The sequence below is a fragment of the Pseudoalteromonas maricaloris genome, assembly GCF_024746855.1.
Lineage (GTDB): Bacteria > Pseudomonadota > Gammaproteobacteria > Enterobacterales > Alteromonadaceae > Pseudoalteromonas > Pseudoalteromonas maricaloris.
In genome coordinates this window covers 3,756,205-3,774,948 of record NZ_CP024625.1, presented here as the reverse complement: position 1 = coordinate 3,774,948, position 18,744 = coordinate 3,756,205, and the positions used below count along the sequence as shown (strand labels likewise).

General features: G+C 43.8%; 19 protein-coding genes. 13 read left to right on the top strand and 6 right to left on the bottom strand.

The features are described from left to right. Positions 1-41 precede the first annotated feature (41 nt). Genes CTT31_RS16810 through CTT31_RS16800 form a run of 3 tightly spaced genes read left to right on the top strand, consistent with a single transcriptional unit; the run spans position 42 to position 2,511 of the window. Positions 42-872 carry a CheR family methyltransferase gene (locus CTT31_RS16810; protein ID WP_017219455.1) on the top strand — a complete coding sequence of 277 codons (831 nt, stop codon included), beginning with the start codon at positions 42-44 and terminating at the stop codon, positions 870-872. After that, the gene (gene cheD, locus CTT31_RS16805) at positions 859-1,473 is read left to right on the top strand and encodes a chemoreceptor glutamine deamidase CheD (RefSeq protein ID WP_039490868.1); all 615 of its coding nucleotides are present in this window, start codon (positions 859-861) and stop codon (positions 1,471-1,473) included. Before CTT31_RS16810 ends, cheD begins: the two co-directional genes overlap by 14 nt. A gap of 9 nt (positions 1,474-1,482) precedes the next feature. Beyond that, positions 1,483-2,511, top strand: coding sequence for a protein-glutamate methylesterase/protein-glutamine glutaminase (locus tag CTT31_RS16800; RefSeq protein WP_039490870.1), 1,029 nt, complete (start codon positions 1,483-1,485; stop codon positions 2,509-2,511). Between the two features lie 33 nt (positions 2,512-2,544). Here CTT31_RS16800 and CTT31_RS16795 read toward each other — a convergent pair whose 3' ends face one another. Further along, on the bottom strand, positions 2,545-3,588 hold the full coding sequence (locus CTT31_RS16795; RefSeq protein ID WP_211858787.1) for a polysaccharide deacetylase family protein: 1,044 nt from the start codon (positions 3,586-3,588) through the stop codon (positions 2,545-2,547). Positions 3,589-3,615: 27 nt separating this feature from the next. Between CTT31_RS16795 and CTT31_RS16790 the strand changes: the two genes are divergently transcribed. Continuing rightward, positions 3,616-4,884 carry an MATE family efflux transporter gene (locus tag CTT31_RS16790; protein ID WP_260491613.1) on the top strand — a complete coding sequence of 423 codons (1,269 nt, stop codon included), beginning with the start codon at positions 3,616-3,618 and terminating at the stop codon, positions 4,882-4,884. 10 nt (positions 4,885-4,894) lie between these two features. Here the strand turns inward: CTT31_RS16790 and CTT31_RS16785 are convergent, their stop codons facing one another. Both CTT31_RS16785 and nfuA read right to left on the bottom strand, forming a co-directional pair. Continuing rightward, on the bottom strand, positions 4,895-5,173 hold the full coding sequence (locus tag CTT31_RS16785) for a hypothetical protein (RefSeq protein WP_211858785.1): 279 nt from the start codon (positions 5,171-5,173) through the stop codon (positions 4,895-4,897). Then, a complete protein-coding gene (gene nfuA / locus CTT31_RS16780) occupies positions 5,173-5,748 on the bottom strand; it encodes a Fe-S biogenesis protein NfuA (protein ID WP_010378467.1) in 576 nt (191 codons plus the stop codon). The genes CTT31_RS16785 and nfuA overlap by 1 nt, the downstream gene beginning before the upstream one ends. A 145-nt stretch (positions 5,749-5,893) precedes the next feature. Between nfuA and CTT31_RS16775 the strand changes: the two genes are divergently transcribed. Next, entirely contained in the window at positions 5,894-8,416 is a 2,523-nt protein-coding gene (locus CTT31_RS16775) for a M14 metallopeptidase family protein (RefSeq protein ID WP_260491612.1), read from the top strand. Between the two features lie 85 nt (positions 8,417-8,501). On the opposite strand, the gene CTT31_RS16770 is transcribed toward CTT31_RS16775, so the two are convergent. Beyond that, the gene (locus tag CTT31_RS16770; RefSeq protein WP_039490882.1) at positions 8,502-9,173 is read right to left on the bottom strand and encodes a ComF family protein; all 672 of its coding nucleotides are present in this window, start codon (positions 9,171-9,173) and stop codon (positions 8,502-8,504) included. Between the two features lie 57 nt (positions 9,174-9,230). Between CTT31_RS16770 and bioH the strand changes: the two genes are divergently transcribed. The 3 genes from bioH (at position 9,231) to CTT31_RS16755 (ending at position 11,259) form a co-directional block, all read left to right on the top strand. Beyond that, entirely contained in the window at positions 9,231-9,962 is a 732-nt protein-coding gene (gene bioH / locus CTT31_RS16765; protein ID WP_211858783.1) for a pimeloyl-ACP methyl ester esterase BioH, read from the top strand. Between the two features lie 104 nt (positions 9,963-10,066). Further along, positions 10,067-10,375, top strand: coding sequence for a hypothetical protein (locus CTT31_RS16760; RefSeq protein WP_010378475.1), 309 nt, complete (start codon positions 10,067-10,069; stop codon positions 10,373-10,375). Continuing rightward, the gene (locus CTT31_RS16755) at positions 10,375-11,259 is read left to right on the top strand and encodes a putative metalloprotease CJM1_0395 family protein (RefSeq protein WP_260491611.1); all 885 of its coding nucleotides are present in this window, start codon (positions 10,375-10,377) and stop codon (positions 11,257-11,259) included. The genes CTT31_RS16760 and CTT31_RS16755 overlap by 1 nt, the downstream gene beginning before the upstream one ends. A 116-nt stretch (positions 11,260-11,375) precedes the next feature. Here the strand turns inward: CTT31_RS16755 and CTT31_RS16750 are convergent, their stop codons facing one another. Both CTT31_RS16750 and greB read right to left on the bottom strand, forming a co-directional pair. Then, a complete protein-coding gene (locus CTT31_RS16750) occupies positions 11,376-13,688 on the bottom strand; it encodes a Tex family protein (protein WP_039490887.1) in 2,313 nt (770 codons plus the stop codon). A gap of 83 nt (positions 13,689-13,771) precedes the next feature. Next, the gene (gene greB, locus CTT31_RS16745) at positions 13,772-14,257 is read right to left on the bottom strand and encodes a transcription elongation factor GreB (RefSeq protein ID WP_010378480.1); all 486 of its coding nucleotides are present in this window, start codon (positions 14,255-14,257) and stop codon (positions 13,772-13,774) included. Between the two features lie 214 nt (positions 14,258-14,471). Between greB and ompR the strand changes: the two genes are divergently transcribed. From ompR to CTT31_RS16720, 5 genes are all read left to right on the top strand, one after another. Beyond that, positions 14,472-15,191, top strand: a complete 720-nt coding sequence (gene ompR, locus CTT31_RS16740) for an osmolarity response regulator transcription factor OmpR (protein WP_010378483.1) — start codon at positions 14,472-14,474, stop codon at positions 15,189-15,191. A gap of 5 nt (positions 15,192-15,196) precedes the next feature. After that, positions 15,197-16,516 (top strand): two-component system sensor histidine kinase EnvZ, encoded by a 1,320-nt coding sequence (gene envZ / locus CTT31_RS16735; RefSeq protein WP_017219444.1) that lies wholly within the window; start codon positions 15,197-15,199, stop codon positions 16,514-16,516. A 69-nt stretch (positions 16,517-16,585) separates the two neighbouring features. Further along, the gene (locus CTT31_RS16730; RefSeq protein ID WP_017219443.1) at positions 16,586-17,242 is read left to right on the top strand and encodes a hypothetical protein; all 657 of its coding nucleotides are present in this window, start codon (positions 16,586-16,588) and stop codon (positions 17,240-17,242) included. Beyond that, a complete protein-coding gene (locus CTT31_RS16725) occupies positions 17,239-17,913 on the top strand; it encodes a hypothetical protein (protein ID WP_211858780.1) in 675 nt (224 codons plus the stop codon). The genes CTT31_RS16730 and CTT31_RS16725 overlap by 4 nt, the downstream gene beginning before the upstream one ends. Continuing rightward, positions 17,913-18,659 (top strand): hypothetical protein, encoded by a 747-nt coding sequence (locus CTT31_RS16720; RefSeq protein ID WP_249122425.1) that lies wholly within the window; start codon positions 17,913-17,915, stop codon positions 18,657-18,659. The genes CTT31_RS16725 and CTT31_RS16720 overlap by 1 nt, the downstream gene beginning before the upstream one ends. Positions 18,660-18,744 lie beyond the last annotated feature (85 nt).

Sequence of the window (18,744 nt, the reverse complement as noted above, 5' to 3'; positions counted from 1 at the left end):
AGATCAATTCCTTAGTGGGGGTTGGCTGAAGGAATACGACGATGCGAGAGTTTCTGTTGACCGATAAGGATTTTTCCGAAATTTCGGCTCGGGTCTATGACACATGCGGCATAGTACTCGGGCCGCATAAAAGGGAAATGGTTTACTCAAGGTTGGCAAGACGCATAAGAGCCAACGGGCTAAATTCATTTGAGGCGTATTTATCTTTTTTGGAAGAAAATCAAGATGTTGAGTTTAGCCATTTTATTAATGCAATAACAACTAACTTAACTTCTTTCTTTCGAGAAAATCATCACTTCGAGTTCTTAACGAAAAGAATAGTTCCTGAAATTATTGCCCGACACAAACACGACAGAAGAGTTCGGATCTGGTCTGCTGGATGCTCGACAGGTGAAGAACCTTATAGTATTGCGATGACCATTGCGAATGCTTTCCCAAATGGTTGGGATGTCAAAGTGCTGGCAACAGATTTAGATTCCAACGTTTTGGGCAAAGCGAGTCTCGGAGAATATACGGCAAACAACGTCACGGGTTTAGATGAAGATAAGCTCAAAAAATGGTTTCTTAGAAGTGCTGATGGAGCAATGTATAAAGTGAAGCCTAAATTGCAATCTTTCATCCATTTTAAACGACTTAATCTTCTAGAACCATGGCCAATGAAAGGACCTTTTGATGTTATTTTCTGTCGTAATGTTTTGATTTATTTTGATAAAGAAACCAAAGATAAACTATTTGAGCAATATCATGACATGTTAGTTCCCAATGGTTACTTACTTATCGGACACTCCGAAACGATGGGAAAAGAGCACCTAGAATTTAAAAATCTAGGTAAAACCATTTATCAAAAAGGCCAGTTGAATGAGAGAGTTTAGACCTGTTCTCAGAGGCTTCGAGCATGTAAAACGCTTTTGGGATTCAGGGCGTGCCAAGGTCGTCGCAAAAGTACTTCCGGGGGAATTTTATGTATCCAAGCAGGACGAATTGATTTCGACTGTACTAGGTTCCTGTATTGCCGCCTGTGTATATGACGAGAAGCTGGGGATTGGTGGCATGAATCACTTTATGTTACCCGGAGCGAAGGCACTAAAAGAAGTACATGCGGATGACCTAAATTGTCGTTATGGTAACTGGGCGATGGAGTATCTGATAAATGAAGTACTCAAAAATGGGGCGTCTAGAAGCAATTTAAAAATCAAACTTTTTGGCGGTGGAAAAATTATTAGCGCAATGACTGATATTGGGGAAGGGAACATCAGGTTTGCTCAAGCTTATGTGGAAGAGGAAAGTTTGAATTTAATTTCACAAGATGTAGGCGGCCCCTGGCCAAGAAAAGTTATCTTTCATCCTCAAAGTGGCAAAGCGCAAGTGAAAAAGTTACGAACCATGCACAATAACACAATTGAACAACGTGAAGTGCGTTACTTACATGACATTGAGGCTCAAGACAATAAAACGGATATTGAGCTATTTTAGGTGTGAAATATGATCAAAGTTCTGATTGTTGACGACTCGCCGTTAATTCGTGGGTTGTTAAAAGAAATTTTAGGTCAGGCGGATGGTATTAAAGTCGTTGGCACCGCGGAAGACCCTTATGAAGCTAGAGAGCTCATTAAGTCTACTTCACCTGACGTATTAACTTTGGATATAGAAATGCCAAAAATGAATGGCATTAATTTTCTTAAAAACTTAATGCGTTTAAGGCCTATGCCTGTTGTGATGATCTCTACGTTGACCCAAGAGGGATCACCCGCCACGATAGAAGCACTAGAGTTAGGTGCAGTTGATTTTATTTCTAAGCCCACCAGCAATGTTGCTGATACCTTAATGTCCTATTCTGATTTACTGGTTAAGAAGATTAGAGTAGCGGCAGGTGCACGAGTGAGGGCTTTTAAAGCACCAAAACAGGAAAGCGAATTAGAAATTGGCCGTAATTATACATTTTCGCGTAATACTATTTTAGCCATAGGCGCCTCAACAGGGGGAACTGAAGCTATCAGAGAGGTGCTTATGCGATTACCAACACACGCGCCTCCTGTTGTTATCACGCAACATATCCCACCAGTTTTCAGTACCTCATTCGCACAAAGAATGGATCGCACCTGTGCGGTATCAGTCAAAGAAGCGGAAGAGGGAGATGTTTTATTACCAGGTCATGTATTCATAGCACCGGGAGACAAACATCTTAAGGTGGCACACACAGCAACCGGATATGTCTGCCGATTAGATGATACTGAGCCTGTTAATCGTCATAAACCTTCCGTTGAAGTGTTATTTAACTCCCTTGTGCCAATGGGTAAGCATGTTTGTGCTGCTATGCTCACGGGAATGGGCAGTGATGGAGCAAAAGCAATGCTAGCTTTGAAAGCTGCAGGTGCTAAAACATTTGCACAAGATGAACTTAGCTGTGTGGTATGGGGAATGCCTAGAGCTGCGTACGAGCTTGGTGCAGTGCAAAGCCTAGTACCTTTGAGTAAAGTGACTGAAACCATGCTGAGCGCGGTTAAAAAGTAAGGATAGGAGCTAATTTGCTCCTACCCAAAGCTGTTATTTTTCAATAACCCAAGGTTGTGAAAACCAATAATATCGTCCTGTGTCTTTGATTGAAGGTGCAGTACAGTTATATCGTGACCGTCCTATGGATAGCGCTTTCGGGGTTTGGATACGTACGCTGGTTTCTGATAGCCACGTCAGCTCAGCTTGCCCAACACCTGAAACGTAGCATGCAAATTGACTCTGATGAAAATCCTTATTGTTAAAATGCAACGTGATTGCTGGGGTTTTATTGTTCGTGACGCTATCAAGGTACTCTAATTTTTGTAGAGAGAAGGCTTTGGTCTCGAGCTTAGTTTTTAATGTTTCTAAGTTGCTGTAGTTTCCCGATGCGGGAAAGCGAGCGATACGTGTAAAATCTGAAGAAATACCAACCGCACCAGAGTGTTGCCCAATACCAATAAGTCCAAGCTCTGCTACTAGCTTTTGTAATTCATGATTAAATTCGCCGTACGGGTATGCGAGGTAGGGGTAATCGTGGCCAATCTCTTCTTTAATTCGCTGCTGTGACCATCTGATATCGTGCTCAACACGCGCACGCCACTGCGCCGCTGTTTCATCTTTTAGTTTGAGGTGGAGGTAATCGTGCTTAGCACTATGATTTGCGATAATAGCTCCACGTTTTGCTAATGCTCTCAGTTCATCCCACGTCATGACATAGCTTTTCTTTTCGTCAATAAGTTGAGGGTTGACGAAAATAGTATAGGGAAAGCCAAAAGATTCCAGGATCGGGGCCGCCGCAGTGATATTGTTTTCATAGCCATCATCAAAGGTGATAGCTAACGTTTTTTCTGGTAGAGACTTACCGGACTTCAGGCTATCTAACAACTGTGGTAAAGGTATCACCGAAAAACCATGTTCTTTAATGTGGTTAAGATGAGATTTAAAGGTTTCTTCACTCACGCTGGTGACCGCTGGGAGTTTCTCACTCACGTGATGATACTGTAAGATAACCGCACTCCAACTATTTGCTGAGAATAGGGCCAAACCAAAAATAATATGTTGTATCAATTTCTTAAATGCCATAAAGCGCAACATCTGAGCCTCTTACTACTTGCAGGTCCGATGATACTATCAAATATTACGGTGCCACTGTTAGGATTAGTCGATACGGCAGTAATTGGTCATATGGGGGATGCGCATTTTTTGGCTGGGATTGCGCTTGGCTCTAGCGCTATCTCGGTACTATTTTGGCTTGCAAGTTTTCTGCGAATGAGTACAACAGGAGTGATAGCTCAATCAAGCGGCCAGCAAGACCATGACAAGCTAACACGTTCACTATATACCAGTATGCTCATTGCGCTGCTCTTTGCCGTGAGTTTGATTGTGTTATCTCCTCTGCTGATCCAAGTTATTGCTCAGCTTTCAAATGCTTCTAGTGAAGTATTTGAGCAAGCAAAATTATATTTTCAAATCCGTGTATTTAGTGCGCCTGCAGCAATGTTAAATCTTGTGCTGCTGGGCTTTATGCTTGGGATGCATTACGGGCGAGGGCCATTCTATCTGGTGTTGTTCACAAACATAGTGAATATAGCTTTGGACATTTTATTTGTTGTCGGATTTGAGTGGGGAGTAGCAGGCGCAGCTTGGGCTTCACTGATTGCAGACTATTCGGCATTAGGCTTATCCTTGTTTTTGAGCGTATTGGTCGCAAGGCGTCACGGTATTGCGTTGAAATTCACTCTACCAAAGCGCGCCGAGTGGCTCAGTTTACTCACCTTGAATCGTGATATTTTTATTCGCTCCTTGATCTTACAACTCTGCTTTAGTTTCATGACTTTTTATGGCGCAAGGCTTGGTGAGATCACGCTAGCGGCTAACGCCGTATTACTTAATTTTTTGATGTTAGTTAGTTTTGCGATGGACGGCATCGCTTACGCTGCGGAGGCTAAGGTCGGCAGAGCAAAAGGACAAGGCTCGTTGGGGCAATTGCAATTATGGGTAAAAGTAAGCCTGTTTTGGGGGGCTGCATTTGCGCTTTTATACAGCGCTATTTTTTATCTAGCTGGTGGCTGGATCATCAGCTTATTAACCAATATCCCCGAAGTGATAACATTGGCAGGTACTTACTTACCTTGGTTGGTGCTATTACCTTTGATTGCCATGAGTTGCTTTTTGTTTGACGGCATCTTTGTTGGGCTTACTCGTGCTAAAGAAATGCGAAACAGCATGTTAGTTTCTGCGGTATTCGGTTTCTTCTTGCCGTTTTTGATTGCATTGCCACTCGGTAACCATGCACTCTGGCTTGCGATGAGTTGTTTTATGGGGTTGCGTGGATTAACCTTAGCATATAAATATCACCAGCTCACTCGAGAGGTCGCCTTACTCGAATAATGGGGCTATGTTAAGCAAATGGGTCGTTATCTTTTAGAGTTTGGCGGCGTTTTTCTCTGGCTTCTATCACTTGAGAAAAGCGATTAGCAAAAATACCAATATAACCGTAAAAGGCACAGCACAAACCAGGAAGTAAAAGCACCAAACCTGCGATTTGAAAGCGATGATCTTGATAGTAACCCAGTGCGATAAAAGCACCAGCGAGTAACACAATAACAAGGCCAAAAAGGAAGAACTTGAGGCTTCGCCTAGGGTGAGACCCTAAGCGATAAATGAGGGTTTTGCTCATTAATAGTAAGAGTGTTCGCCGCGAGCGTGCTCCGTGATGTCACGTACGCCGTTGATTTCTTCAAACTTAGCGATCATCTCTTTTTCGATGCCTTCTTTTAATGTGACATCAATCATTGAGCAGCCGTTACAACCACCGCCGAATTGAAGTACAGCAATACCATCTGCGGTAATTTCTACTAGGCTAACTTGACCACCGTGATTGGCCAGTTGTGGATTTACTTCTGTCACAAGCATGTGCTCTACGCGCTCAGCTAGGCTCGCATCGTCACGTAATCGTTTAGCTTTGGCATTTGGTGCCTTAAGCGTCAACTGACTCCCCATTTTATCGGTAACGAAGTCGATATCGGCTTCTTCTAAAAATGGTGCGCTTTCTTCATCAACGATGGCTTCAAAACCATTAAACGGTAAGCGGATATCGCTTTGTTCAACGGCATCTGCTGGGCAATATGACACGCCACACTCAGCTTGAGAGGTGCCTGGATTAACCACGAAAACTCTAATATTAGTGCCTTCAGCCTGATCGGCTAATAGTTTCGCGAAATGGCTTTGGGCAGAATCTGAAATATGGATCATAATTCGCTCTATACTTGACTAAATTACTCGGTTAATACGTATCATACTCTCCTCGTCGTGTTGTCGCTAGTGTTCGGCGTAAAAATTTGGCAATCGGCGGTGCGCTTGTTAGCTTGAAAAGTAATCGGAATTAAAGGACATTATCATGCGGTTAATAAGCTGTATTATCGTGCTGTTGAGCTTTAGCTTGCAGGCCAAGCCCATTGCCTATTATTTTGGCGATGAAGTAAAATTTGATCCCACAATAACTACGCCAAAACAAGCATTTGGATATGAAGTTGGGCAGTGGCATTTGCGCCACGATCAAATCGTTAATTATCTACATACCCTTGCAAGTGAAAGCCCAAGGTTGAGTGTCGAAACAATCGGGTTTAGCCATGAGCGACGTCCTTTGTTACTCCTAAAAGCGAGCTCGCCACAAAACCAACAAAACTTGGCACGTATTCAGCAAGATCATATTGCTTCATTGAGCAGTAGCCAAAACCGTTCAGACCAGCCTGTTGTGATGTGGATGGGCTATAGCGTGCACGGTAATGAGTCTTCAGGAAGCAATGCCGCGGTACTCATGGCATATTATTTAGCTGCGGCGCAGGGCGAGTCAGTTACGCAGCTCCTTGATAATGCGGTGATATTGTTAGATCCAGCTTTGAACCCTGATGGCTTATCACGTTTTGCTACATGGGCAAACGCCAATAAGAGCATGTCTCTATCAACCGACCCTGCACATCGTGAGCATAATGAGTCTTGGCCTTCTAGTCGCACTAACCATTATTGGTTTGACCTCAATCGTGATTGGTTACTACTACAGCATCCTGAGTCAAAAGCACGTATCAAAGCGTTCCATCGTTGGAAACCTAACGTACTGACCGATTTTCATGAAATGGGACCAAATAGTACGTATTTTTTCCAACCAGGGATCCCATCAAGGACTCACCCAATTACCCCATTACAAAACGTAGCGCTAACCAACGAGATTGGTAAGTTTCATGCCAAAGCTCTTGATGCGCAAGGGGAGTTATATTTTACTCAAGAGAGTTTTGATGACTTTTATTATGGCAAAGGTTCTACGTACCCCGACGTAAATGGTGCGGTTGGCATTTTATTCGAACAAGCGAGTAGTAGAGGGCATGCACAAGAAACTCAGTATGGCGTGTTGAGTTTTCCTGAAACGATTAAAAATCAGGTCACGACGAGTCTCTCGACATTTCAAGCCAGCACGACGCATCGACGCGCTTTACTTGATTATCAGCAGCAGTTTTATCAACAAGTGAACGAGCTTGCGAGTAAAGATGAAATCAACGGTTACGTTGTTGCTCGCGGCAAAGATAACTACCGTTTTCAAGCGTTTGTGGATTTATTGAAGCAGCATCAGATAGAGGTGAAATACCTCTCAAAAGCCAAAGAAGTTGATAACACCGAATATCAGCAAGGGGATTTATACATTCCACTGGCCCAGCCGCAATATCGCTTGATAAAAGCACTATTTAGCACACAGACGCATTTTAAGGACAACACGTTCTACGATGTTTCAGGTTGGACGATGCCGTATGCTTATGATTTAGATTTTGCCGCAGTAAAAAGTGGCTGGGGTTTAAAGCTTCAAGGTGAATCGAGCACTGACTCAAATCTATTGGCTCCCGTTGCAGGAAGTTATGCCTACACCATAGAGTGGCATCATTACCTAGCGCCACAATTAGCAAATCGCCTCTTACAGGCTGGAGTGAAAGTAGCAGCTGCAATGTCACCATTTTCAGCATCAACCACCTCAGGCTCTCATGACTTTCAGGCCGGGACACTGGTGATAGCAAGTGGTATTCAGCAGCAAGCGGACTGGTTTACTCAGCTTGAAACAATCGCCAGAGAGCTTTCACTTCCAGTATATAGTGTGACTACAGGCATGACCCAAAGTGGCGTCGATTTTGGGTCAAGACAAATGCTGCAGCTGCAAAAGCCAGAAGTCCTCATCATAGGTGGTGCGGGTGTAAGTCAATATGAAGCGGGTGAGCTTTGGTATCATTTGGATAGGCATTTAAAACTTGCCCCGTCAATTGTGGAAAAGCAGCATATCGAGAAACTCGATCTTACGCGCTATACCCACATTTTATTGGCTGATGGTAAATATGGAGATTTAAGTGACAAGAGCAAAGCCAAGCTCTTGAGTTGGGTTGCTAAAGGCGGTGTGATTTGGGGGCAAAAGCGTGGTGCGCAGTGGCTAATCGAACAGCAGCTACTAGACGCTGAAATGGTTTCAAGCAAAGAAATGCGAGCCCAGTTTGACAGCAAAAATCTCACCTTTGCAGATCAAGATAGCCTTTCGGCAAAACAGCGGATTGCCGGCGCAATTTTTGATGCGCGTTTGGATTTAAGCCATCCTTTATCTTTTGGCTTTGAGAACCGGGAATTACCTGTCTTTAAAAATAGCACTTGGGTGATGCATCGTATTAATAAGCCATTTATCGAGTCGTTGACGTATACTAAAAAGCCTTTATTGGCAGGGTATGCTGATAATATTAACGTTGAACAGATCGCAGGTTCTTCTGTCTTGATTGCGTCAAAGTCTGGACGTGGAGTGGCTGTAGGAATGACTGACAACCCGGTATTTCGTGGCTTTTGGTTCGGTTCTAGCCGACTGCTAAATAACGCGCTGTTCTTTGCACACGGCATATAAGGTCCAGAACAGCTTATCTGTGCAGTGAGACTTTTAGCGATTTGATTGATATCTATTGTCGTGATATCAAGCAAATAATACGCTTTTAAGCGTCGAATGGTGTGAGGCTGATAGCCATCGCCCACACCATTTTCGCCCCGTTTTGTTTACACACTTTTGCCGCTGCATTCATGGTCGCGCCCGTTGTGATCACATCCTCAAGTAATACGATATTTTTCCCCTCAACAGATTGGTTGAGCGCAAAGGCATTGTTTAAGTTACGTTTTCGTTTAGCCTTGGTCAGCTCAGATTGCGGCTTGGTGTGCTTTGTTCTTTTCAGTATTGTCTGGGTGAGTGGTAGCCCTTGCCAAACTTGCTCAACTTGATTGTAACCTCGTCGGATTAACCGTCTTCGGTGTAGTGGCATACAACAAACAAGGTCTACGGGGAAAGCATCCTCTTCACTGAAGCGCTGCCATAGTGTTTGAGCCAGCAGGTTCAAGGCACATTGATACGCTTTGCTATGGTTAAACTTTACTCCTTGCAACCATGTGTTTATAGGCGTACGGTACCAACTCGCCACGGTTAACCCATCGCAGTCTTCAAGGCTAACCATACGTTGGATATTGGGGTAATTAAGTAGATTAATCTCTTGATCCATAAAGTCTAAGCACGCTTGTAAGCAGTGTGGACAAAGCAAGGCTTCTGTTGTGCGTTGTTCACAGCATACACAAGGCTGACACCACTTTTTAGGTAATAACCGATTAAGTTGGATCATTGCTTTCCATCCCGGGTTAGCTATCATGGCGTCAAGTTTGGTATAGAGAACAGATAAATGCAAAATGAAGTTGTGCTGCTCCATGGTTGGGGGATGAACAAAGCGGTGTGGCAGTTATGCGAGGAAGCCTTAGCACCTACAACAGCAATTAAAGCGGTCAATCTTCCTGGATTTGGTGGCACACCAAGCGCCGAGGGTGATTATTCTCTTGAGCGTAATGCTTTACTTATTGCTGAGCAGCTGATGCCACAAAGCGTGTTGATAGGCTGGTCTTTGGGGGGCTTATTTGCATTGTATTTAGCTGCTCATTTTCCAGACAAAGTTAGCAAGGTTATTTTGGTCGCTTCAACGCCATTTTTTTGTGAGCAAGCTGATTGGCCCGGAATAGCCCCTAAGGTGCTAAACAACTTTGAGACTCAACTGCAAACCAATAGCGCAAAGACGATAGAAAGGTTTTTAGCTATTCAAGCGATGGGCAGTGAACACGCCAGAGAAGACATCAAACAACTTAAAGCGCTACTAGGCACACTGCCGGAAGCGGAGGCGAAAGCACTAGCTGGTGGACTGGAGATATTGAAATCGCAGGACTTACGTGATGAATTTTCACGGCTGCAGCTCCCCACAATAGGCATATTCGGCCGTTTAGACTCTCTTGTGCCACAAGTGGCTGTAGAGAAAATGCAGGTACTCAATCCAAATTTTAAGGCTCATACGCTTGCAAAGGCCTCTCATGCGCCTTTTATCTCTCATAAAGAAGCCTTTTTATCACTCCTTAAATCAATTATTTAGATATTTGGAATAATAAAGCGGCAAAAAATTGCCGCTTTTACTTTTCTTTGTTGATATTTTGCGCAATAATTAGTCAGTAAGAAAAGGTTTATCTAGGTGCGAATATGCCAATAGGTGATGTGTTAAATAATGGAATTGACGGTTATAACCGCGCTGCTCAGGGGATTGCCCAAGCAAGTGCTGATATTAACCGCGCTGCCATCGATCAACAAAGTGATTCTGAACGTGCATCTGGGCGGCAGTTGCAAGGTGCTAGTGCCGGTGAAGCTGTGACGGCTCCTGTGAGCGAAACCCCAAGCTTGACCGAATCAGTGGTAGCCTTAAAAGTTGAAGAGTTTAACGCGAAAGCCAATGTGCAAACTATTCGCACTGCAGATGAAGTGCTAGGTACGTTGATTGATATTAAAGTGTAATGAACATAGTAACGCCACCACCGGCGATGAATTTAAACACTGCCAACGTGTACACCGAAACGGTTGTACGCGATAATCAGCTGCGTGAAGCGATCCCAAAACCTGCACCAACTAATCCCTCATTTACCGAAAACCGCAACCTTTCCGATTCTGAAAAAGGCCGCTCTTCTAACGTAGACGATGCAAAAGTTTACGGTTCTGATGGTAAAACAGAGCAAAGCAAAACCATTCAAGGCAAAGAGCAAGGTGAAAAAGGCGAAGGCCAAGAAAAAGAAAAGAATGAACAAGAGCAGCAACAAACAGAGCAAGATGAGCAGGTCGTTCAAGAATTAAAATCTCGAGATAGAGAAGTAAGATTACATGAGCAGGCTCATGCCAGAGTAGGCGGGCAATATGCCGGATCACCGAGTTATGAATATCTGCGCGGTCCTGATGGTAATAACTACGCTATTGGCGGTGAGGTGATGATCGACGTTGCGCCGCTTGAAGGTGATCCGCAGGGCACGATTGAAAAAATGCAAACGGTGAGAGCGGCAGCGTTAGCACCAGCAGAACCATCTGGCGCTGACAGAGCCATCGCAGCAGATGCGACTCAAAAACTCTCGGCGGCGCAGGCTGAGTTGGCAAAAGCTTCTATCAGTGGTGAAGAACAAAGTGATAGCAAGCGGGTGCAAAACATTCAAACTCGCCGCTTGAGTGGTGAGCAGGCAAAAGCAGAGAGTGAAGAAGAGCAAGCCAAGCTTAAGCAGGATGCAGATCCTTATGCTGTTGCGATGCCAATTGAAGCCGACCCTGAAATCCAAGCAAGATCGCTCAGGATCTCAAATTTTTATCAACATGTAGCGATGCCTAATCAACCCGCATCGCTATCAGTGCAAATTTAACCGTAGGTATTGGCCTTCTCCTCCGCGGGTCATTGCAGTGAAAACGAGTTAAAACCCCCGACAAACGAAAAGCGCGACCAAGGCCGCGCTTTTCTTTGTTCGTTGCACTGTTGAAATTACTTCTTCAGCTTTGCGAAGGCTTCAGCAAACGCATTACCCATCGCGGCGTTACCTGCATCTCGTGACTTTGGCTTAGAAGACTTAGGCGCCGCTTTCCCTTTGTGCGGCTTCGCGTTTTGTTTTTGCGCTGGAGCTTGAGATATTTCATCGTTTAGGCGCATGGTAAAGCTAATGCGTTTACGAGGCACATCAACCTCAATCACTTTGACCTTAACGATATCTCCCGCTTTAACGACTTCACGCGGATCGGAAATAAACTTATCCGTGAGTGCTGAAATGTGAACAAGTCCATCTTGATGTACACCTACATCCACAAAAGCCCCAAAATTGGCAACATTAGAGACCACACCTTCTAAAATCATACCGACTTTAAGATCTGTGATTGTCTCAACACCAGCTTTAAACTGCGCTGTTTTAAATTCTGGGCGAGGATCTCGGCCTGGCTTATCTAACTCTTTGATAATATCAGTGACCGTTGGTACCCCAAACTTATCATCTACATAGTCGTTTGCCACAAGGCCATTCAAGACTTCGCGATTACCGATAAGGGTATTCACTTCTAGATTTTGCTTTTTACAAATCGCTTTGACAACAGGGTAAGCTTCAGGGTGCACTGCTGATGCATCCAGTGGATCGTCGCCATTGGCGATACGTAAGAAACCAGCTGCTTGTTCAAATGCTTTAGGTCCTAATCGCTCAACTTTTTTAAGCGCCTTGCGATCCGTAAAAGAGCCATTTTCGTCGCGGTATTTTACGATATTGCTGGCTAATGTTTTATTCAAACCCGAGACGCGCGTTAATAATGGTATCGATGCCGTGTTCACATCGACACCTACTGAGTTTACGCAGTCTTCGACCACAGCCGTTAGTGTTTGTCCTAACTGGCTTTGAGAAACATCATGCTGATATTGGCCAACACCGATTGATTTAGGTTCGATTTTCACAAGTTCTGCTAACGGATCTTGTAATCTTCTTGCGATAGAAACTGCACCACGTAGAGATACATCAAGATCTGGAAATTCGTTTGCGGCAAATTCAGAGGCTGAGTACACCGATGCGCCAGCTTCACTCACCATGATTTTATTGAGCTTTAATTCGGTAGCGCTTTTTAGCAGTTCTGCGGCCAGTTTGTCGGTTTCGCGAGACGCGGTTCCGTTACCGATAGCAATAAGCTCAACTTTGTATTGGCGGCACATTTGCTCTAGTGTCTTCAGCGACTTATCCCACTGGTTTTGAGGGGCATGAGGGTGGATAGTGCTGGTTGCAATCAGTTTGCCTGTGGCATCGACAATGGCGACTTTACACCCGGTACGTAACCCCGGATCGATACCCATTGTCACTTTTGCACCAGCAGGCGCAGCCATCAGCAGATCTTTTAGGTTTTTCGCGAAAACTTCGATAGCGTCTAGCTCTGACTTTTCACGCATTGACCCTAAGAATTCGTTTTCCAAGTGCAGGGCGATTTTAATCTTCCATGCCCACTGGACCACACCCATTAACCAATCACTGGCAGCTTTACCAGAGACGGCTAGGCGGTAATGATCAGCAATGATCTGTGCACAAAATTGAGCAGGGTCCTCTGCGCTTGGTTCTGGGTTGATAGATAACTGCAAAAAGCCTTCGTTACGTGCTCTTAGCATCGCCAGCGCGCGGTGTGATGGAATTTTATTTAGCAGCTCATTATGTTCAAAGTAGTCACGGTATTTGCTTCCTGCTTCTTCTTTACCCGCAATGACTCTTGCTTCGATTTGCGCGTTGTCTTTAAGGTGTGCACGGAGTTTAGCAAGTAGCTTTGCGTCTTCTGCAAAACGCTCCATGAGAATAAATTTAGCGCCATCTAAAGCCGCTTTGCTGTCTGCAACGCCTTTGCTCTCATTAATGAAAGGAGTCGCTTGTTGTTCTGGGTCTAACGTTGGATCTGCAAATAAAGCGTCCGCTAGGGGTTCCAAACCTGCTTCTATCGCGATTTGGCCTTTTGTTCTGCGCTTTGGTTTGTATGGGAGATATAAATCTTCGAGTACGGTTTTGCTGTCAGCGGCTTGTATTTCTGCATTTAACTCGGCAGTGAGTTTACCCTGTTCATCGATGGTTTTTAAAATAAACTCGCGACGTTCATCAAGCTCTCGTAAGTAACCTAACCTTTGCTCAAGCAAACGCAGTTGAGTGTCATCTAAGCCACCCGTTACCTCTTTACGGTAACGTGCAATAAATGGAACGGTTGCCCCTTCGTCTAGCAAACTAATAGCAGCATTAACTTGCTGTTCTCTGGCGTTAAGCTCCGTTGCTAAACGTTGTGTGATATTGCTCATGCAAAATCCTTATACTCTTCTTAATCGGTCTGTGTTGCCTAGACAATACTCATCTTTGGCAAACAAAATTTAGCTCAATGTTATCATTGTTCGGTGTTTCTGCGATATTCGATTTGGTTGATATACCAAAGTCTTCGGCCATGCGGTGTGGTGACTGTAATTTCATCATCGACTTGTTTGCTTAGTAAAGCCCTAGCCATTGGCGCATCGATGGAGATGTAGTCATTGCGTTCGTATATTTCATCAGGTCCAACAATTCGAAATGCACGAACCTCGCCTTCTTCGCTTTCTACTTCTACCCAAGCGCCAAAAAATACTTTACCTTCTTGTTCGGGACTATATTCCACGACTTTCAGTTCGGGCATACGCTTTCGCAAAAAGCGTACCCGTCTATCTATTTGCCTTAATAAACGTTTATTGAAGGTGTAGTCGGCATTTTCGGAGCGATCGCCTAAACTCGCTGCCCAATTCACAATTTTGGTGATCTCTGGGCGCTTTTCAAACCACAGGTGGTCATGTTCTTGCTGCAGTTGGCGGTATCCTTCGGGCGTGATCAAATTCGTTTTCATGTTTCTCAGGTATTTTGGGTTAAACCCTTGTAATGTTCGGTAACAATCTAGTATCAATGTATGGTGTCGAAAAGCACCAAATTCAATTATATTTAAGCATAATAATATCATGGTCCATTATCGCCATGAGCGTTAAATGAACAGGATGATGATTTGTGCACGAAATGTCGCAGATCAGCAAGCTTTAGTAAATTAATAAATAGAAGAAATATAAATGGGAAATGAAACCACCAAAGTGCTCGTAGTTGACGACGATATGCGTTTGCGCAGTCTTTTAGAGCGTTATCTCGTAGAGCAGGGATTTATCGTCCGCAGCGCAGCCAATTCTGAACAAATGGATAGACTACTTGAACGCGAAAACTTTCACTTGATGGTGTTAGACTTGATGCTTCCTGGAGAAGATGGCCTTTCCATCTGTCGTCGTTTAAGACAAAAAGAGAATGAGATCCCAATTGTCATGTTGACGGCGAAAGGTGACGAAGTTGACCGTATTATTGGTCTTGAGCTTGGCGCGGATGATTACATTCCAAAACCCTTCAACCCAAGAGAACTGTTGGCGCGAATAAAAGCCATTCTTCGTCGTCGTGCCAAAGAAGTACCAGGTGCGCCTGCGGCAGAAGAAAATGAAGTGAGCTTTGGTAACTTTACCCTTAATTTAGCGACGCGAGAGATGCAACATGGGGAAGCGACGATTTCACTTACCTCAGGTGAGTTTGCGGTACTTAAAGCACTGGTGAGTCACCCTCGAGAGCCGCTTAGTCGAGATAAGTTAATGAACCTTGCTAGAGGGCGTGATTATAGCGCACTTGAGCGTAGCATTGACGTTCAGGTTTCGCGCTTGCGTCGTATGATTGAAGATGACGCCTCTAATCCTCGCTATATACAAACGGTGTGGGGTCTTGGGTACGTATTTGTGCCTGACGGCGTGAAGTAGCCAGCATGTTACCTCGTAGTGCATTCGGGCAAACCGTCTTCTTTGTCGGCGCGTTACTATTGATAAATCAAGTCGTGTCTTACATTACCGTTACCTTATACGTCTTCAAACCAACTTTTGAACAAGTGAACCTGATGCTTGCTAAGCAGGTTAAAACGGTTTTCATTGATTGGGAGAATGGTGTTGAAGTTGATAACAGTGTATCTCGCAAATTCTTCGAGATAACGGGTATTGAGGTGATGACGCAAAGAGAGGCCTATGTAAATGGGCTGGGGCAGGCCAAAGAATATACATTGCTGTCTCGTAGTATGTCGGATCAGCTTAATGGTTCCGCGCGAGTCAGGATAAGCCAAGGAGATCCGGTTGTTTATTGGGTCGAAGCACCGCAAGCGCCAGGGTATTGGGTAAGAGTACCGCTTAGCGGACTCAGTGAAACAAAAATGGAGTTTTTAGTTTTTTACCTCTCCAGTATTGGTTTTTTAAGTGTGTTAGGGGGGTGGCTTTTTGCTAGGCATCTCAACAAACCGCTAAAATCGCTACAAATTGCAGCTAGTCGAGTAGGCGTCGGGGATTTTTCAACACGTCTTGTCGAAGAAGGTTCTACTGAAGTCATAGAGGTGACTCGGGCATTTAATAAAATGTCTAAGGGGATCGCAGACCTAGAAAGTGATAGGCGACTGTTAATGGCTGGTGTTTCACACGATTTACGTACACCCTTAACCCGAATTCGTCTAGCAACTGAAATGATGTCGGATGAAGAAGACTACCTGCGCGAGGGAATAATCGACGATATTGAAGATATGAATGCGATTATAGACCAATTCATCGAATATCTCCGTCATCACAACGGTGCAGAAATGTCGGCAGATGACGTTAACACGGTTATTGAAGAAGTCGTTCATGCAGAGCAGCAGCATCAGCGACCAATTCACTTGCAAGCAGAGGAATACTTACCTGCGGTGATGATGAATGCTGTTGCGTTAAAGCGGGTGTTCACTAATATGATTGAAAATGCGATCCGTTATTCTGAACAAGATATTGAGGTGACGACAGAGTACAGCCCCAAGCACCGTGCTGTTATCGTAAAAGTAATGGACAGAGGGCCAGGTATTCCTGAGTCAGAGTTGGAGTCTGTATTCGAGCCATTTAAACAGGGAGATCAGGCTAGAGGGAGTGAGGGAAGTGGCTTAGGGCTTGCCATTATCAAACGTATCGTGACCACACACGGCGGTAAAGTAAGACTACGAAATCGAGATGGCGGTGGTCTGATCGCGGAGGTTTCTTTGCCAGCTTACCGTGGTAAACTTGAGGAAAATAACAATTAATAAACTTTAACGGCTTGAGGTATAACACTGGTTTTTCCGGGCCGTTAAGTAATAGTAAGGAATGCTATTGTGGCTATAGAAGTATCCAGCGCACGATTGATCCCTGTTTTGAGGCGTATTGTCGCTGTCAAAAAGTTTGCCAAACTCCACCCAACGCTCATTCCCTTTATGCTCTATCTGGCCGTCAGTGGTATCGCTCTGTTTTATGTTGCTCGTTTGCTTAATTCGTTTGGGTTTTCTGCACTGAAGCACATAGGGATAAGTGACTTTTTAACCGTGATCATGACTAATTTTTTATTTCTACCGGCATTTACTTTCGTTGTCTTCAGCTTACTCACGATAATCAGGCAAGATAAAAAGCTTGTTCAGGTTAAGTTTCTTGGCGTTGATAAGTTGAACTATATAGTTAACCAGCCACTCTATAATTTTCCACTTTCCACAACGATTATTACTACGCTTATTTTGTCTACATATGCGGCTGATTTCGCAGCAAAAAGTGCTGTAAGAGACGTAAAGGCTTTACAGCGTGGAAACACTGATATTTATTTAAGTTATCCGATAGATTGGTTTGGCGAACAAGTAATGACAATTCCTTCAGTTGTAATTGTGTTGTCGACTTCACGATATACTTTTATATATCACCCTGAAACAAAAAAGGCGGTGGCCATTCCCGATGCGAATTTAGGTAGCATTACTACACTCTCGGCTTCAGGGGGAGGGAAATGAAAAAAATTACCAATGACGCTGAATATTACGCTTGGTTCGATGAAGTAAGTAAAAAGACCGCAAAATTTATTTATGAACAACCTGGTGTTCTTATTACTTTGGGATATCTGACACTAAATTTGGCAGGCTTCGTGTATCTTACTTCTTTATTCAATGCTTTTTCTATCGAGATCATCAAATATATGGAACTTAGCGACTTATTGATGTCATTCTTGGCAGAGCCAGATATTCTTTTTGCAACATCTTGCGCAATTGCAGTGGGAGGAGGAGTGGCTTATGTAGTGAGTAAATTCGATAGAAAGCGTGCTCAGATTAAAGAGCTTAAGGGGTGGAAAAGTTGGCTCTTGAGCCACCGTATTTTATATCGACTCAATCCTTTCTATAGTTTAGTTGTTGTAGCTATGCTTATTTATCCAAATGCATACGCTGGACTACTGGGCTCTTGGAACGCTGAGAGCATAAAAGAAGGTAATGGTAAGCTTTACAATTTTGATTTAATTAACTCGATTAGTCTTGATCAACAAAAAAGGCGTCACTTTCAAGATATGCAAATCATACTGGAGTCTGAACGCTATGTTTTTCTCTATGAAAAATCTAAAAATCGTTCAGTGATCCTATCGAGAGATAACATCGCGAGTATTCAGATAGTTGCGCAGGGTGTGGATAATTGATGCGAAGCATATCGAAGAAGGTGTCATATCGTGATTTGACCTATACCCAAAATGTTTTAACAAATGCTCAGTTGGCTCAATTAAAGTGCATCATTGCAACGAGCTTTTCCAATGTAGAGGTTGAGCATTACTTTGCTCTGTACTTTGAAAGAGGTGAAAGCACAAAGCGTAGACTCCGTTTGTTTTTATCAGGTGGTGACATTGTCGGCTATTGCTTATTGACCTTTGATGATAGCAACAAGGATGTATGTATTGTTGGCGCTTCAGCTGCTTTTTTACCTGACTTTAGAGGGAAAAACAGCACCTTTAGGTTTTCTCTTATAGAAGTATTAAAACGTTATATACGTAACCCTCGTAGAAAACTTTTATATGCAGATACTATGCTCAGCCCTGCTATGTTCAGGGCCATGGCAAAAAATATCGCCGAAGTTTATCCAAATAACTTACCTCAAAATAGTGCGATAGCAACGCTCTATGACACCATTAACCCGAGTGGCTTGGTAAGCCCTCATAATGGCCTAAGGTGTTTGAAGGCTGTTGGACGCAAAACCAATTACAGCGAGGCTGAAATCGCACGCTTTAGAGAAAGCAGCAAAACTGAGATTGCACTTTACTGCAGTGTTAATCCTGACTTTGATAAGGGAATTGCGCTTGTTGTTATCATTCCTATTTCGCTTACACAATTTATCTTAACACTAAAGAAAATATTATCGAGTAGAGTATCTGGTGTGTTAGGGCGAGGATAAGTACCGTCGCTAGATATGTGTTATTGCTTCTAAGTCTGTCAAAAGGTCTTAGCCGATTAAGCTGGTTTAACTTTATGATATATCT